A 14,997-nucleotide genomic window follows, 5' to 3' on the forward strand; every position below is an offset into this window, starting at 1 on the left:
AGACCCGGCAACCTGGGAACATGACCAACGATCACAGCGCGACCATGGTCGCCATCCAGCAGGAAAGCCACGGCGGGCCCGACGTTCTCCAGCAGGTCCGCGTACCCCGCCCCGCACCGGGACCCAGTCAGATCCTGGTCTCGGTCCGCGCCGCCGGGGTCAACCCGACCGACTGGAAGCACCGCGCGGGCGGGCTGTTCCTGAACCGCCTCCCCCTCGTCCTGGGCTGGGACGTGTCCGGGGTCGTGGAGTCCGTGGGCTACGGCGTCACGCTCTTCAAGCCGGGTGACGAGGTCTTCGGGATGCTGCCCTACCCTCACGGGGTCGGTTCGCACGCCGAGTACGTCACCGGGCCCGCGCGGGCCTTCGCGCACAAGCCCGACGGGATCGACCACGTCCAGGGCGGTGCCCTGCCACTGGTCTCCCTCACTGCCTACCAGGCGCTGGTCGACACCGCTGGTGTGCAGGAGGGGCAGCGGGTGCTCGTCCACGCCGCCGCGGGCGGGGTCGGCCACGTGGCGGTGCAGATCGCCAAGTCCCTGGGCGCGTACGTCATCGGTACCGCCAGCAAGCCCAAGCACGGGTTCCTGCGCGAGCTCGGCACCGACGAGGTGATCGACTACCGCGAGGTCGACTTCGCCGAGGCGGTCAAGGACGTCGACGTGGTGCTGGACCCCATTTCCGGGGACACCCGGGCCCGCTCCCTGGACGTGCTGCGCCCGGGAGGGACCCTGGTGTCGATCCTGCCCGGCCAGGACCCGGACGAGGCCGCCAGGGCCGCGCGTGCGGGGGTCCGGGTGGAGACGCTGCTGGTGGAGTCCGACCACCAGGGCATGAACGCGATCGCCGACCTGGTGGGCCGGGGCGTTCTACGCGCCCACGTGGAGGCGACCTTTCCCCTCGCCGAGGCTGCCAAGGCGCACGCCTTGGGCGAACGGGACCGCACCACCGGCAAGATGGTCCTGACCGTGCCGTCTTGACCTAGGGGTCCCGGGATCGTCAGCTCTCAGTAGTCAGAGCCTGGCCCGGGACCGTCCCCGGCCGGTCCGGGGCACGCCCTGGGCCGGGTCATGCCCGCTGGCGGAGGTAGGCTTCCAGCTCCGCGGCCCCGGCCAGCATCGCCCGGCCGCGCGCGGACAGCCGACCGTGCCAGTCGGACAGCGTGGCCTCCAGCGGCTCCAGCCCGCCCGCGGTCCGCACCTGGTCGATCAGCGGGGCGATCTGTTCCAGCAGGTAGCCGCCGCGCCGGAGCTGGTGGGCCAGCCGGGCGTCCCTTACGGCGGCCTCGTCGTAGACGCGGTAGCCGGTGTGCGGGTCGCGGCGCGGGCGCACCAACCCGGCACTTTCCCACTTGCGCAGTGTCGCGGGCCGGATCCCGAGCCGCTGGGCCAGCGGCCCGATGAAGGTGTCTCTGTTGGTGCGCTCCGGGGCGGATCTGGCGGCCGTGCCGCTCGCGCGTGCCGCCTTCGGCTCGAGATCGCGAAGAGCGCTCTCCACGGCTTGGAGGGTTCGCCGGTCGTCGAGCAGCTGGGTGTGGCTCTCGTCGATGAGGCGGAACGCTTCCTCGGCCGCGTTCTGGTTCACGGACCGCATGATCGACGTCGCCCTCTGGTGGCCGTGGCCGGGCACCAGGGCAAGGAACGCGCTCAGGGCCGCCGCGTGCAGCGGGGTGTAGGTGCGGTAGCCGTGGGGCGTGCGGGCGGCCTCCGGAAGGATGCCGTCCGCTTCGTAGTTCCTGACCGCCTGCGTGGACAGACCGTGCCCGCGCGCCAGATCGATTGGCCGCAGTCGCGACCTGCTTTGAAACTTTTCTGCCATATTCGCGATGATATCGCGCTCAAGTTTCCACCGTTGGTTCAACGATACCGTTGAAGGCATGGATATCGACATCAAGGACACGGCACACGCCGTCGAAGCCGCGGCCGTCATGGCGCTGCTCCAAGGCCGACCCCGGATCCTCGCCCTGGGAGAGCCCGCGCACGGCGAGGACACCCTGCTCGAGGTGCGCAACGACCTCTTCCGAGAGCTCGTGGAGCAGGAGGGTTACCGGACTGTCGCGATCGAGAGCGACTGCCTGACGGGGTTGCTCGTGGACGCCTACGTCACCTCCGGCGCGGGCAGCCTCGACTCGGTCATGGAGCGCGGGTTCAGCCACGGCTTGGGTGACTCCGAGGCCAACCGCGCACTCGTGCGCTGGATGCGTACCTTCAACGAGGGCCGACCCGCTTCCGAACAGGTCCGCTTCGCCGGGTTCGACGCACCGCTGGAGATCACCGGGGCCGCGAGCCCCCGGCAGGCCCTGTCCGCACTCCACGACTTCCTCGCGGAGCACGTGGACGCGGACCTGCTCCCCTGCACCGCGCAGACACTCGACCACCTGCTCGGCGCGGACCAGCTCTGGACCCACCCCGACGCGATGATGGACCCGGCCCAGTCCGTAGGGCAGTCGGCTGAGGCCGCCCAGCTGCGGCCGGTCGCCGACGATCTGGTGGCGCTGCTCGAGGAACAGACGCCGTACCTGATTACGGCGGCCTCGAGGGAGGACTGGGAGCGGGCTCGGCTGTACGGGCGCACCGCCGTCGGCCTGCTCCGCTACCACCGCTGGATGGCCGACACCTCGTCCTCGCGCATGAACCGGCTGCTGGGCGTGCGGGACCGGATGATGGCGGACAACCTCCTCGCCCTCGCCGAACGCGGGCCGGTGCTGGCCTTCGCCCAGAATGCCCACTTCCAACGGGAGAAGAGCTCGATGGGGATGTGGCAGGGGCCGGTGGAGTGGTGGAGCGCCGGTGCCCTGGTCAGCGCCCGGACCGGCGGGGACTATGCCTTCGTGTCCACGGCTCTGGGCACGATCCGGCACCGAGGGGTGGACGCACCGCCGCCGGACACCCTCGAAGGGCTCCTGTACGCGCTCCCCGAGGACCGCTGTGTCGTCGATACCCGGCGACTGGCCGCCGCCCTCGGGGACACGCGACCCATGCGCCGTGTGTCCCCCTGGTTCGGCTATGCCTCCTTCGACCCGGACCACCTGGCCGCCAGCGACGGGATCGTGTTCGTCAAGGACACCGTCGAGAGCTGACTCAGCGGGTCACACACCGGCGGGGAAGCCAACCGCGGTCGGGCGGCGCCCCGCCCAAGGGCTGGCCTCCTCCAGCTGGGCGGCCAACCGCAGTAGGAGACCCTCGCCCGCCGAAGCGGCGATGAACTGCACGCCCAGCGGCAGGCCGGATTCCGTCCAGTGCAGGGGGACCGACATGGCGGGCGTCCCGGTCAGGTTGGCCGTCATCGTGAACGGAGTGGCGGTGAGGTTGTTCATCACCTCGGTGGTCACCATGTCGGTGGCGGTGACGACCCGCTCGGTGCGGGTGCGCACCAGGAGGCGTTGGGCGGCGCGCAGCCACGGCGGTGTGTCCAGGCGGCCGATGGTCACCGGCGGACCCGCGATGGTCGGGGTGAGCAGCAGGTCGTAGCGGGAGTGGAAGTCGGCGAGCTTGAGGACGTGCTCGTTCCAGCGCTCGTTGCCCCGTACGTAGTCGGCGGCGGTTCGGACCCGTCCCATGGCGGCGAGCATGAGGGTGTCGGCTTCGAAGGCGTCGCTCGAGCAGCCGGTGTCGGCCTTGACCCCGTCCACCAGGGCGGCCATGGATCCGTACCAGAGCGTCACGAAGTCCTCGGTCAGCGCCCGGCCGTCGATGGCCGGTTCGGCCTCCACCACCTCGTGGCCCAGCCCCTCCAGCAGCGCGGCGGCCTCGCGCACCGCCCGTACCGCTTCGGGGTGCACCCGGGTGCCCAGCGGGGAGCGGGAGGTGAAGCCGATCCGCAGCCTTCCCGGCTCGCGGCCGACCTCCTCGGTGTAGGGGCGCTCCGGCGGCGCGATCGGGTACGGCGAGGTGGGCTCGGGGCCCGCCATGGCTTGGAGGAGTGCGGCGCTGTCGCGCACGGTGCGGGTGACGACCCCGTTGACCGAGGCGCCGTGCATGGGCTCGCCCCAGTTCGGGCCGAACGGAACCCGGCCGCGCCCGGGTTTGAGGCCGAAGAGTCCGCAGCAGGCGGCGGGGATGCGGATGGATCCGCCGCCGTCGTTGGCCCCGGCCGCGGGTGCGATACCGGCCGCCACAGCAGCCGCTGAGCCACCCGAGGACCCGCCGGGCGTGTGGCCGAGGTTCCACGGGTTGCGGGCCGGGCCGAATTCGACGGACTCGGTGATGGCTTTGGCACCGAACTCGGGGGTGTTGGTTTTGCCGAAGGGCACCAGTCCGGCTTCCAGCCAGCGGCGGACCACCTCGGCGTGGCGGTCGACCGGCACGTGCCGCAGGGCCCGGTTACCCGCCGAGGTGGGGAACCCGGCGTAGTCCTGGAAGAGGTCCTTGAGCAGGAAGGGGACTCCGCCGAGGGGGCCTTCGGGGGAGGTTGCGGCCACCCGGCGCCCTTCCTCGTACATGGGGCGGATGATCGCGTTGAGGGCGGGGTCCACCTGCGCGGCCCGCTCGATGGCCGCCTCCAGCAGCTCGGCGGAGGTGACCTCCTTGTTCCGCACCAGCTCGGCCAGCCCGACAGCGTCGTGTCTGAGGTACTCGTCAAGTCGCATGCCCGGAACCTAACACCGGACTGGAACGTGTTCTAGCTTCTGTGGGCCTGTTGTTACTGACGAGTTGGAACCCTCCACACACAAAGGGCTGCGGGTTCGCGTGTACTCACCGGCCCCTGGCCGGAACGGCGGCCTTGAGCAGCATCTCCTCGTGTTCGTCTTCGGGGTCGGAGTCCAGCACGATCGCTCCCCCAGCACCCACGGTGATCTCTCCCCCGGCGCTCACGGCGGTGCGGATGACGATGCTCAGGTCTGCCTCGCCGGTGTGCGACACGTACCCCAGCGCGCCCGAGTACACCCCTCGCGCGGAGGACTCCAGACGGTCGATGATCTCCATGGTGCGCAGCTTGGGCGCCCCGGTCATCGAACCCCCGGGAAAGCAGGCGCGCACGGCTTCCATGGTGGACACCTCGGGGCGCAGCCGCCCCCTGATGGTCGAGACCAGCTGGTGCACGGTGGCGTAGGAAACGGTGTACATGAAGGCGGGCACCTCGACGCTGCCGACCTCGCACACCCTCCCCAGGTCGTTGCGGAGCAGGTCCACGATCATCAGGTTCTCGGCGCGGGTCTTGGCGCCGGTGCGCAGTTCCGCGGCCGCACGGGTGTCGGTGGCCGGGTCGGGGTGGCGGGGTGCGGTGCCCTTGATGGGGCGGCTCTCCGCCACGCGCTCGGAGTCCACGCGCAGGAACCGCTCGGGCGAGGCGCTCAGCACGGTCACCCCGCCCACCCGCAGCAGCGCCGCGTAGGGCGCGGGGCTGGCGGCCCGCAGGCGGCGGTAGTAGTCCAGGCCGTCACCGCCGCCGAGGTCGGGCAGCCGCACCCGGTTGGTGAGGCAGATCTCGTAGCTCTCGCCCTCGGTGAGGTGGCCCAGGCACGCCTTGACGTCGTCCACGTACCCCTCGCGCGGGCGCTCCAGGAGATCGTGGAGGTCGACGGGGGCCGCGGAGGGAGCGGGTTCGGGCAGCGGCGGCAGGTCCACCAGCGCGGAGCGGGTGGCCTCGACCCAGGCCTGGGCGTCAGGGCCGCGGTCAGCACAGACCACGTAGGTGCGGTCCTCGTGGTGGTCGACGGCGACGAAGCGGTCCGCGCGCATCCACGCGGCGTCCGGGGTGGCGGCGGTGTGCGCGCGGGCGGCCCCGCAGTCGGCCTTGAGCTCGTAGCCGAGGTAGCCCACATAGCCGCCGGTGAATCCGAAGGGCAAGCCGGTGTCGCGGGGCGGGTGGCCGGTACGCCGTTCCAGCGCCTCGAATACGCTCCCGCGCTCGACGCGCGTGCCGGTGGCGGAGCGCACGCGCACACCCTCGTCACCGACGTCGTAGGTGAGCACCTCGGCCTCGGGGCCGCAAGCCTCACCCAGGAAGGAGAAGCGGGCAGGGCCCTCGGGGCGGGAACTGTCCAGCCAGAAGGCGTGGTCGGCGTCCGCGTACAGGTGGGCGAAGGCGCGTTCGGTGTCCACCGCGAACGGCAGCACAGCGGTGTGCATGCCGGGTGCGGGCGTGTCCGGGGTCGCGGGGGCCGTGGATCCCCCCGCAGCGGCGTTCTGGGATGTCGCAACGGGTGCCGCCGAGCGACCTTGCGGCAAGTGGTCCCGTGCCAGGTCGAGGAAGTTGGCGACCAGGTCGGCGCCGTGCTCGCTGGCGATCGACTCGGGGTGGAACTGTACGCCCCAGCGCGGGAGCTCGCGGTGTTCCAGGCCCATGATCACGCCGTCCTCGGCCCAGGCGGTGGCGACCAGGGGTTCGGGGAGGGGTTCGGGGACGGCCAGCGAGTGGTAGCGCACGGCGGTGAAGTCCTGCGGCAGCCCGGCGAAGAGTCCCCTGTCGCTGTGCCGCACCCGGGTCAGGTGGCCGTGCCGGGGTTCGGGCGCCGAGGACACGGTGGCCCCGGCCAGGTGGGCGATCGCCTGATGCCCCAGGCATACCCCCAGTACGGGCAGGCGGGTGTGCTCCAGCAGCTCGGGGATCCGGCCCAGGTCGCGGCGTGTCTGCGGGCGTCCCGGCCCCGGTGAGAGGACCACGGCGTCGACCGCGGCGGGGTCGAAGTCCGACCAGCGCTCGTCGTCGTTGGTGAGTACCCGGGGCTCCTCGCCGAGCACGTGGGCAAGGAGCTGGAACACATTAAAGGTGTAGGAGTCGTGGTTGTCCACGAGCAGAACGCGCATCCCGCCCTTTCTGGGTGCGGTGGCTTCCGGGTCGCGATATCCCAGGTTACGGCGTTTCGGGTGGACTCGGGCGCGGAGGCTTCCTCCCTGGGCAGCGGCGCAACCCTGGCGGTGCGGCGCCGGGGCGGGTAAACAGGGAGGACAAGGGGTAGTGCGCACCTCGCGCAGTCGAAGGAGTGGGCCGTGAACGTCTTCGTTGCCGCGATCTCCATCGTGGTCGTTATGGGGTTGGCCTTCTTCTTCGTGCTCACCGTCACCGAGGTCGGTCAGGCCGTCAAGCAGCGCTACACCAAACGGGCCGCCGAGCCGCCCCCGCGCCCCGAACGCCCGTCACTGGACGCCGCCGCGCAGGAGCTGCGGATGCGCTACGCCCGGGGTGAGATCAGCCGCGAGGAGTACCTCCAGCGCAAGATCGACCTCGAGGAGTACTGAGCCCCACTCGAGCCGCCGCGCCCCCTCTTCGATTTCCGCGCCCCGAAAGACGGTTGACACCTGGGGCGGGATGGGTACAGTACTCCTCGTCCTGTTGTCTACGAACGAGGTGGACGTTGCGCATCTGAGGTTCGCGATCATCACGCGGTACGGCGCCGGTATCCGGCTTTCCCGTCGCGTGCATGGAACCTCGGTGTATGAGCCGTCCCTTCGTCCAGGACTCTCTCGCCACTCCTCCCGGCTGACCGCCGCGTGGTGCTCGCATACGAAGCCCTTTCCACACCGCTTCCGTCTGCGAGAACACCCATGTCAAAAACCAGCACCGCCACGAGTGCCGCCGTCGCGTGCTCCGACCTGTCCTTCCAGTGGACCGACGGCACCGTCGTCTTCGACGGCCTGTCCCTCACCCTGGGCAGGGGCCGCACCGGCCTGGTCGGCACCAACGGCGCTGGAAAGTCCACCCTGCTCCGGCTGCTGGCCGGCCGTCTGGCCCCGGCCCGCGGTTCGGTGACCGTCGGCGGCAGCCTCGCCTACCTGCCGCAGAACGTCACGCTCGACACCGGTATGCGGGTCGACCACGCCCTGGGTATCGCCGCGAAACGTGCCGCGCTGCACGCCATCGAGGGCGGGGACGCCTCGGAACGACACTTCGAGACCGTAGGTGACGACTGGGACATCGAGGAGCGCACCCTGGCGACCCTGGGCTCGCTCGGTCTGGACGGCATCGAGCTGGACCGCACCGTCGACCAGCTCTCCGGCGGCGAGACCGTCCTGCTGCGCCTGGCCGCGGTACTGCTGGAGCGCCCCGACGTGCTCCTGCTGGACGAGCCGACCAACAACCTCGACCTGTACGCCCGCCGCCGCCTGTACGACACCGTGGAGACCTGGCGCTCCGGCTCCCTGATCGTGGTCAGCCACGACCTGGAACTCTTGGAGCGTGTGGACCGCATCGCCGAACTGCGTACCGGCGCCGTGACGATCTTCGGGGGCGGCTGGTCCGACTACCAGGACGCCCTGGCGGTCCAGCAGGAGGCGGCCGAACGCACCCTGCGCGCGGCCGACGCAGACCTGCGCCGACAGAAGCGCGAACTTGAGGAGACCCAGCTCAAACTCGCCAAGCGCCAGCGCCAGAGCAGGAGGCTGGACGCCCAGGGCGGGATACCGAAGATCGTCGCCAACGAGCTGAAGAAGTCCGCCCAGCAGTCCGCGGGCAAGCTCCGAGGCATCCACGAGGACCGGCTCGACGAGGCGCGCGAACGCAGGGAGGAGGCGGCCGACGCGGTCCGCCAGGACGCAGAGATCAAGGTGGACCTGCCGCACACCGCGGTCCCCAACGGTCGCGCGGTTCTGGCGCTCAGCGGGCTGCGGCCCCGGTTCGGGCGGCTGACCGAGGGGGACCTGCTGGTGAGCGGACCCGAGCGGATCGCCTTGGTCGGGCGCAACGGGGCGGGCAAGACCAGCCTGCTGCGCACGGTCACCGGGGAGAGTGCCCCGGTGTCGGGTGAGGCCAAGGTGTCGGTGCCCCTGCGCTTCCTGCCGCAGCGGTTGGACGTCCTGAACGAGGAGCTGAGCGTCTTCGAGAACGTGTCCCGACTGGCCCCGGGCGTCACCGACCAGCACATCCGGGCCCAGCTCGCCCGGTTCCTGTTCAAGGGGTCGCGGGCCGAGCAGGTCGCAGGGACGCTGTCCGGAGGCGAGCGCTTCCGGGCGTCGTTGGCGGCGACGATGCTCGCCGCACCGGCCCCGCAGCTGCTGATGCTGGACGAGCCGACCAACAACCTGGACCTGTCCAGCGTGCGGCAGCTGACCGGCGCGTTGGAGGCCTACGAGGGCGCGCTCCTGGTGGCCAGCCACGACCTGCCCTTCCTGGAGGCCGTCGGCATCACCCGCTGGCTCCTCCTCGACGAGGAACTGCGGGAAACCACCGCCGAGGAGGTGCGAGACCTGTTCGGGGCCGACTCCTCAGCCTGACCTGACCGAACACCCGTGGCCACCGCGGTGGCCACGGGCCCGGAATCAGGGCATCGGCTCGCCCGGGTAGGTGCCGAACGACCACAGGTTTCCTTCAGGGTCGCGCACCGCGAACTCGCGAGAGCCGTAATCGGTGTTTCCCAGGGCCATGATGACGTCGGCTCCGCTGGCCACCACCCTCTCGTACAGGGCGTCCGGGTCCGACACCACGACGTAGGTGCCCGCGGTTCCGGGCGCACGCGACCATTCGCGACCGGGGCGGTGGGAGCCCAGCATGAGGCCGCCGCTGCCCTCGGGCCACAGGAGCTCGGCGTGTGCCACGGTGTCGCCGTCGTCGTGCCGGGCGGCGACGACGAAACCGAAGGTCTCGACGTAGTAGTCGATGAGCTTGGGAGCATCGGTCGCTTGCAGCGTCACCCAGACGGTGGGATTCGTGTTACTCATGCGTCTCATTCTGCGCTGGAGATGTGAGCGCCGTCTTGGATGTTTCGGAACTCTCCTGCCAGCCAGGTCCTCGGCGGCGCACCGACGAAGCGGACGAACTCCCCGCCCAGGTGTGCTTGGTCGCTGTATCCGGCCTCGGCCGCCACGCGAGCCAGGTCGACACGGCCGTGTCGGCGTACGCTCTCGGTCATCAGGGCGCGGGCGTGTTCGAAGCGCATGAGCAGAGCGGTGCTCTTCGGTGTCAGGCCGACCTCGCGCCGGAAGAGCGTGCCCAGGTGGCGCGCGCTCACTCCCACCTCACGCGCGAGCGCCCCCACCGGGAACCGTCCGTGTGTACGTCTCAGCAGGTGCCAGGCGTGCAGTACCTCGTGTCGCGGCGCCGCGTCCTCGTTGTCGCGGTGCTGTGTGACGAGGTAGCGGCTGATCAGGGCGAACGCCTCGTCCCAGCCGCGGGCACCGGTCAGGCGGTCCTGGACCTGGGCCGCACGTCGGCCGAGGAGTGCCGCGCCGTCGTAGTCGCTGACGCTCAGCTCAGAAGCCGGTACGCCGAAAAGGGTGCGGGCGGCGAGCGGGTGCACGGCGAGCTGGACCCCCGCCTGTCCCGGGCGCTGCTGGACGTGGCTCGCCCTCAGGTGCAGGCCGCTGAGGAGTATGGGATTGGGCCGTGCGTAGGCCATCCTGTCCAGAGTGTCGGCGGCCTCGACACCCTGGTCGAGGCTGAGGATGAAGGTGAGGGAGGCTGACGGGAGCCCGAGGTGCACCGTGTCGGGCACGTCGAGACCCCGGTAGCCGACCATCGTGGCCACCCCCGGTGCGCTGTTCGGGGCCGCCAGAGCGAAATCCCAGGCCGGGCCCCGTTCCCCGCCGTCCACGGTGTCAGGTTACAACCGCCTCCGCGCGAGTCCTATAGACCGGGGAGGGGGTGACCGGCGCCGGTCACCCCCTCCCACGTGCCTCCTCAGGAGCGCGTTGTAAGCAAGAGCGTCAGAGCCCCGATGGTCGGCTAACCCTTCATCTCCTCCAGGGTCTTGCCCTTGGTCTCCTTGACGAACTTCAGAACGAAGAAGAACGACAGCAGGGCGAAACCGGAGTACATCATGTACGTGCCGGCCAGATCCCAGTCACGCAGGCTCGGGAAGCTCACGGTGATGAGCCAGTTGGTCAGCCACTGTGTCGCGGTGGCCACACCCATGGCGGCGGCCCGGATGCGCAGCGGGAACATCTCGCCCAGCAGCACCCACACGACCACACCCCAGGACAGGGCGAAGAACAGCACGAAGGAGCTGGCCGCGATCAGCGCCACCACACCCCAGCCGAACGACAGGGACACCTCGTCGCCTTGGACCACGGCGTTGCTGAACGCGTATGCGGCCAGGGCGAGGGCCACCGTCATACCGGCCGAACCCACCAGGAGCAGGGGTTTGCGGCCGATGCGGTCCACCAGCAGGATCGCGATGACCGTACCCACGATGTTGACCACTGAGGTGAACAGGCTCAGCAGGAGCGACTCGGACTCGGCTACACCCACCGACTGCCACAGGGAGCTCGAGTAGTAGAAGATGACGTTGATGCCCACCAGCTGTTGGAAGGCGGAGACCGCCATACCGATCCACACGATCGGCAGCAGTCCGTAGCGGCCGGTGAGGTCGCGCAGCTTGGGGCGCACCTCCGAGCCCAGGGCCGTCTGGATCTCGCCGATGCGCCGGTCGATGCGGGCCTCTCCGCCGCCCTCGACGTCGCTGAGGATCTGACGGGCCTTGTCCACGCGCCCCACCCGGACCAGGTAGCGGGGAGACTCGGGGATGACCAGGCTCAGTCCCAGGTAGACCAGGGCGGGCAGCACCTCGATGCCCAGCATCCACTGCCATGCCTGCACCGGGCCCAGCATGTTCTGCGCGCTGCCGTCGGCCGCCTGCGCGATCGCGTAGTTGACCAGCTGGGAACTGGCGATGCCCAGCACGATGGCCAGCTGTTGCAGGGAGGCCAACCGGCCGCGGTAGGCGGCTGGTGAGACCTCGGCGATGTAAGTCGGCGCGATCACTGAGGCCAGGCCGATGGCCACACCGCCCAGGATCCGCCAGGCCGTCAGGTCCCAAATGCCGAACGGCAAGGCCGAACCGATGGCGCTGACCGCGAACAGCACACCCGCGATCTGCATGGCCCGGATCCGGCCGAGACGGTCGGCGACCCCTCCCGCCGCGGCGGCACCCACCACGCAACCCAGCAGGGCAGAGGCGACGGTGAAGCCGAGAACCCCCGCTCCCACGTCGAACCGGTCCTGGATGGCATCGACGGCGCCGTTGATGACAGCACTGTCGTAGCCGAAAAGGAACCCGCCCATGGCGGCGGCCGCCGCGATCATGGTCACGTGGACGAGGCTGGCGTCCTGGCCGGACACGCCTCCCCCGCCGTTTTTGACTCGACTCACTCTGTTTCCTCCCCTGAGCACGCCCGACGGCCCGGGCTGGCACCACGATGCAGCACGGGTCTTGGGTACGCGTGAACGCAACGCTGACGTGGCCAAACATGCGCGGACGCCTGGCTCTCAGCTGGACGGTGGGGACCTTACTACTGAAGATTTCCCTAAGGTGTCATCGGGGGTGCCATAAGTCACTGAATGGGATGACTATTGATGGTAACCCGCGTCGTGGCCGGATGCGGACACACCCTGGTCAGTGCGCACCCCACCAGGCACACAAGACTTCGAGCGGATTCTTGGCGGGTTCGTCGGCTGTGCCGGTGCGCTCCCAGGCACCAGGATCGAATGCGTGACGACATTCGACCCCTTGGCCGAGAAGGCCCTTCGCCGTGAGACGCCCACCCGCGACGAACTCCTGGAGGTGCTGACCAGCAGCGACGACGACCTGATGGACTTGGTCGCCGCCGCCGCACGGGTCCGTCGGCGCTACTTCGAGCGCCGCGTCAAGCTCAACTACCTGGTGAACATGAAGAGCGGCCTCTGCCCCGAGGACTGCTTCTACTGCTCCCAGCGCCTGGGCTCACAGGCCGAAATCGTCAAGTACACCTGGCTCAAGCCCGACGAGACCCGTGAGGCCGTGGCCCACGGGGTGAAGGCCGGGGCGAGCCGCGTGTGCCTGGTGGCCAGCGGACGCGGACCCACCGACCGGGACGTGTCCCGCCTCGCACCCGCCGTCGAGGGCATCAAGGACGAATACCCCGGCGTGGAGGTGTGCGCCTGCCTCGGACTACTCTCCGACGGACAGGCCGACCAACTCCGCGAGGCCGGGGTCGACGCCTACAACCACAACCTCAACACCTCCGAAGAGCGCTACGCGGACATCTGCACCACGCACGACTTCGCCGACCGGGTCGAGACGGTCGAACAGGCCAAGCACGCCGGCCTCTCCCCCTGCTCGGGCCTGATCGCGGGCATGAAGGAGACCGACGACGACCTCATCGACGCCCTGTTCGCCCTGCGAGAGCTCAGCCCGGACTCGGTACCGGTCAACTTCCTCATGCCCTTCGACGGCACACCCCTAGAGGGCACCTGGGACCTGACCCCGCAGCGCTGCCTGCGCATCCTGGCCGCCACCCGGTTCGTCTTCCCCGACGTGGAAGTACGCCTGGCGGGCGGCCGCGAGATCCACCTGCGCTCCCTCCAGCCCCTGGCCCTGCACGTCGTCAACTCGATCTTTCTCGGCGACTACCTCACCAGCGAGGGCCAGGCGGGCAAGGACGACCTGGAGATGATCGCCGACGCGGGTTTCGTGGTGCAGGGCGCCGGCGAGCCGACGCTTCCGGACCAGCGTCACGACCTGCTCAGGACACGCCAGCGGGGCGCTGGAACCGCTCTTCCGCCCAACGCCTGACCGCTGGCGTGCCCGGTGGGGTCGGTGCCGTGTCCCCCACGGCACCGACCGGACTTGGGGTGCTCAGGACCTCTGGGCTCAGGACCGCGCCTGGACCTGGCCCTGCTCCCCCTGCCACAGGGGGACCTGCTGGTAGTACTGCGCCTGTTCGGCCATGGCCACGTCCTCCTGACGGTCACGGACGCACTTGGCCAGGGTGAACGTGGACGTGATCACGAAGAGCACGCTCACGCCCAGGAAGGCGCGGATCCAAGGGTCGACGGGCAGGTAGATGATCCCGGCACCGACACCGGCGGCCGAGACGGCGAAGGCGACCATCGCCTGGAGGTAGAACTGCGGGGTGGTACGTGGTTGAGGGGTCGGCGTGTTCATGCCCCCATCGTGCCCGCGACGGGCCAGCCCCCGCCTGAGCACTCCTACTCAAACGGCAGGTGGGTACCGGTACTCAGACCGGGACCTGGGCACGGTCGGGGACGAAGGCGGACAGGTCCACACCGGGGTCCTCCCCCATGGCCAAGCGGGCCGCGACCAACCCCTGGAAGGGCCCGAAGGTCAGCCCCTGCGTGCCCAGGCCGGTGGCCACCACGACCCCGGGCAGACGCTCGACCAGCCCGAGCAGCTGTTCGCCGTCGTGGGTGCCGGGCCGGAAACCGACCCGGGTCTCGGCCACGGTGGCATCGGCCAGCCCCGGCAGCACCTCCAGCGCGGTGGACAGGTTGTGCAGCAGGCCCGTGGCCGTCACCCTGTGGTCGAAGCCCGCCTCGGGCTCCAAGGTGCCTCCGGTGACCACCCGGTCGGGGCCGAACGCCAGGGCGAAGTAGTCGCGCTCACCGAACCGCACCACCGGCCAGCCCCGCGTGTTGGTCCCCGGGAGCGCGAAGTGGGTGATCTGCCCGCGGATCGGGCGCACGCCCAGGTCCACGCCGGTCTCCGCAAGCAGGTCGGCCGACCACGCGCCCGCGGCCACGATCACCACCGGTGCCGTCAACTCCTCGCCGCCCACCCGGACCCCGGTCACCCGCTGCCCGTCCCATCGCAGCCGGGCATCGCCCTTGAAGTAGTGCAGTCCCCGTTCCTCGGCGGCGCTGAACAGCGCGGCCCGGGCCAACCGGCCGTTCAGCCGGGCCATGCCCTCGACATGCAGCCCGCCGTAGGATTCGGGCACCAGCGGGAAGTGCGTGCGCGGCTCGCCCTCGGCCAGCCGCTCCACACGCCCCATCGACGCGAATTCCGGGCGCTCCGACAGGGAGCGCAGCAGCTCGAACCCGCCGTCGCCGCCCTCTCGGTCCACCGACATCCCGCCGACCACCTCGTAGCCGGTAGCCTGCCCGTCCTCGGCGAGTTCGGCCATGAGCCCCGGGTAGTGCTCGGCCGCGCGCGCCTTGAAGTCCCACACCGGCGGCGCGTCCCAGGGAAAGGGCCAAGGGAAGACCACTCCCCCGCCGGCCGCGGTGACCTGCCCCAATCGGGAGGGGTCCACGAGCGCCGTGGACACGCCCTTCTTGGTCAGGTGGAAGGCCGCGCTGGCTCCCACGATCCCGCCGCCGACCACGATTGCGTCCATGCGCCCC

13 protein-coding genes are annotated in these 14,997 nt (G+C 70.3%); 5 read left to right on the plus strand and 8 right to left on the minus strand.

The features are described from left to right. The first annotated feature begins 20 nt into the window (after positions 1-20). The gene (locus ACYVDG_RS14035; RefSeq protein WP_460751184.1) at positions 21-980 is read left to right on the plus strand and encodes an NADP-dependent oxidoreductase; all 960 of its coding nucleotides are present in this window, start codon (positions 21-23) and stop codon (positions 978-980) included. A gap of 88 nt (positions 981-1,068) precedes the next feature. On the opposite strand, the gene ACYVDG_RS14040 is transcribed toward ACYVDG_RS14035, so the two are convergent. Continuing rightward, a complete protein-coding gene (locus ACYVDG_RS14040; RefSeq protein ID WP_460751188.1) occupies positions 1,069-1,818 on the minus strand; it encodes a TioE family transcriptional regulator in 750 nt (249 codons plus the stop codon). A 58-nt stretch (positions 1,819-1,876) separates the two neighbouring features. Between ACYVDG_RS14040 and ACYVDG_RS14045 the strand changes: the two genes are divergently transcribed. Continuing rightward, the gene (locus ACYVDG_RS14045; RefSeq protein ID WP_460751191.1) at positions 1,877-3,079 is read left to right on the plus strand and encodes an erythromycin esterase family protein; all 1,203 of its coding nucleotides are present in this window, start codon (positions 1,877-1,879) and stop codon (positions 3,077-3,079) included. A 9-nt stretch (positions 3,080-3,088) separates the two neighbouring features. Here ACYVDG_RS14045 and ACYVDG_RS14050 read toward each other — a convergent pair whose 3' ends face one another. Both ACYVDG_RS14050 and pabB read right to left on the minus strand, forming a co-directional pair. Further along, the gene (locus ACYVDG_RS14050; RefSeq protein WP_460751194.1) at positions 3,089-4,588 is read right to left on the minus strand and encodes an amidase; all 1,500 of its coding nucleotides are present in this window, start codon (positions 4,586-4,588) and stop codon (positions 3,089-3,091) included. A 106-nt stretch (positions 4,589-4,694) separates the two neighbouring features. Next, entirely contained in the window at positions 4,695-6,749 is a 2,055-nt protein-coding gene (pabB, locus tag ACYVDG_RS14055; protein WP_460751197.1) for an aminodeoxychorismate synthase component I, read from the minus strand. 183 nt (positions 6,750-6,932) lie between these two features. Here pabB and ACYVDG_RS14060 point away from each other — a divergent pair, with 183 nt between their 5' ends. Then, a complete protein-coding gene (locus tag ACYVDG_RS14060) occupies positions 6,933-7,181 on the plus strand; it encodes an SHOCT domain-containing protein (protein ID WP_460751200.1) in 249 nt (82 codons plus the stop codon). A gap of 306 nt (positions 7,182-7,487) precedes the next feature. Continuing rightward, positions 7,488-9,152 (plus strand): ABC-F family ATP-binding cassette domain-containing protein, encoded by a 1,665-nt coding sequence (locus ACYVDG_RS14065; protein WP_460751203.1) that lies wholly within the window; start codon positions 7,488-7,490, stop codon positions 9,150-9,152. 45 nt (positions 9,153-9,197) lie between these two features. Here ACYVDG_RS14065 and ACYVDG_RS14070 read toward each other — a convergent pair whose 3' ends face one another. From ACYVDG_RS14070 to ACYVDG_RS14080, 3 genes are all read right to left on the minus strand, one after another. Further along, positions 9,198-9,596 carry a VOC family protein gene (locus tag ACYVDG_RS14070; protein WP_460751206.1) on the minus strand — a complete coding sequence of 133 codons (399 nt, stop codon included), beginning with the start codon at positions 9,594-9,596 and terminating at the stop codon, positions 9,198-9,200. Between the two features lie 5 nt (positions 9,597-9,601). Next, positions 9,602-10,468, minus strand: coding sequence for an AraC family transcriptional regulator (locus tag ACYVDG_RS14075; RefSeq protein WP_460751209.1), 867 nt, complete (start codon positions 10,466-10,468; stop codon positions 9,602-9,604). A gap of 131 nt (positions 10,469-10,599) precedes the next feature. Further along, positions 10,600-12,024 carry a sugar porter family MFS transporter gene (locus ACYVDG_RS14080; protein WP_460751213.1) on the minus strand — a complete coding sequence of 475 codons (1,425 nt, stop codon included), beginning with the start codon at positions 12,022-12,024 and terminating at the stop codon, positions 10,600-10,602. A gap of 340 nt (positions 12,025-12,364) precedes the next feature. On the opposite strand from ACYVDG_RS14080, the gene bioB reads away from it, so the two are divergent. Then, positions 12,365-13,426 carry a biotin synthase BioB gene (gene bioB / locus ACYVDG_RS14085; protein ID WP_460751216.1) on the plus strand — a complete coding sequence of 354 codons (1,062 nt, stop codon included), beginning with the start codon at positions 12,365-12,367 and terminating at the stop codon, positions 13,424-13,426. A 78-nt stretch (positions 13,427-13,504) separates the two neighbouring features. On the opposite strand, the gene ACYVDG_RS14090 is transcribed toward bioB, so the two are convergent. Together ACYVDG_RS14090 and ACYVDG_RS14095 are read right to left on the minus strand one after the other, a co-directional pair. Next, positions 13,505-13,798, minus strand: coding sequence for a YiaA/YiaB family inner membrane protein (locus ACYVDG_RS14090; protein WP_460751220.1), 294 nt, complete (start codon positions 13,796-13,798; stop codon positions 13,505-13,507). A 73-nt stretch (positions 13,799-13,871) separates the two neighbouring features. Then, a complete protein-coding gene (locus ACYVDG_RS14095) occupies positions 13,872-14,990 on the minus strand; it encodes an NAD(P)/FAD-dependent oxidoreductase (RefSeq protein ID WP_460751223.1) in 1,119 nt (372 codons plus the stop codon). Positions 14,991-14,997: the final 7 nt, after the last annotated feature.

Source organism: Nocardiopsis oceani (assembly GCF_054777395.1).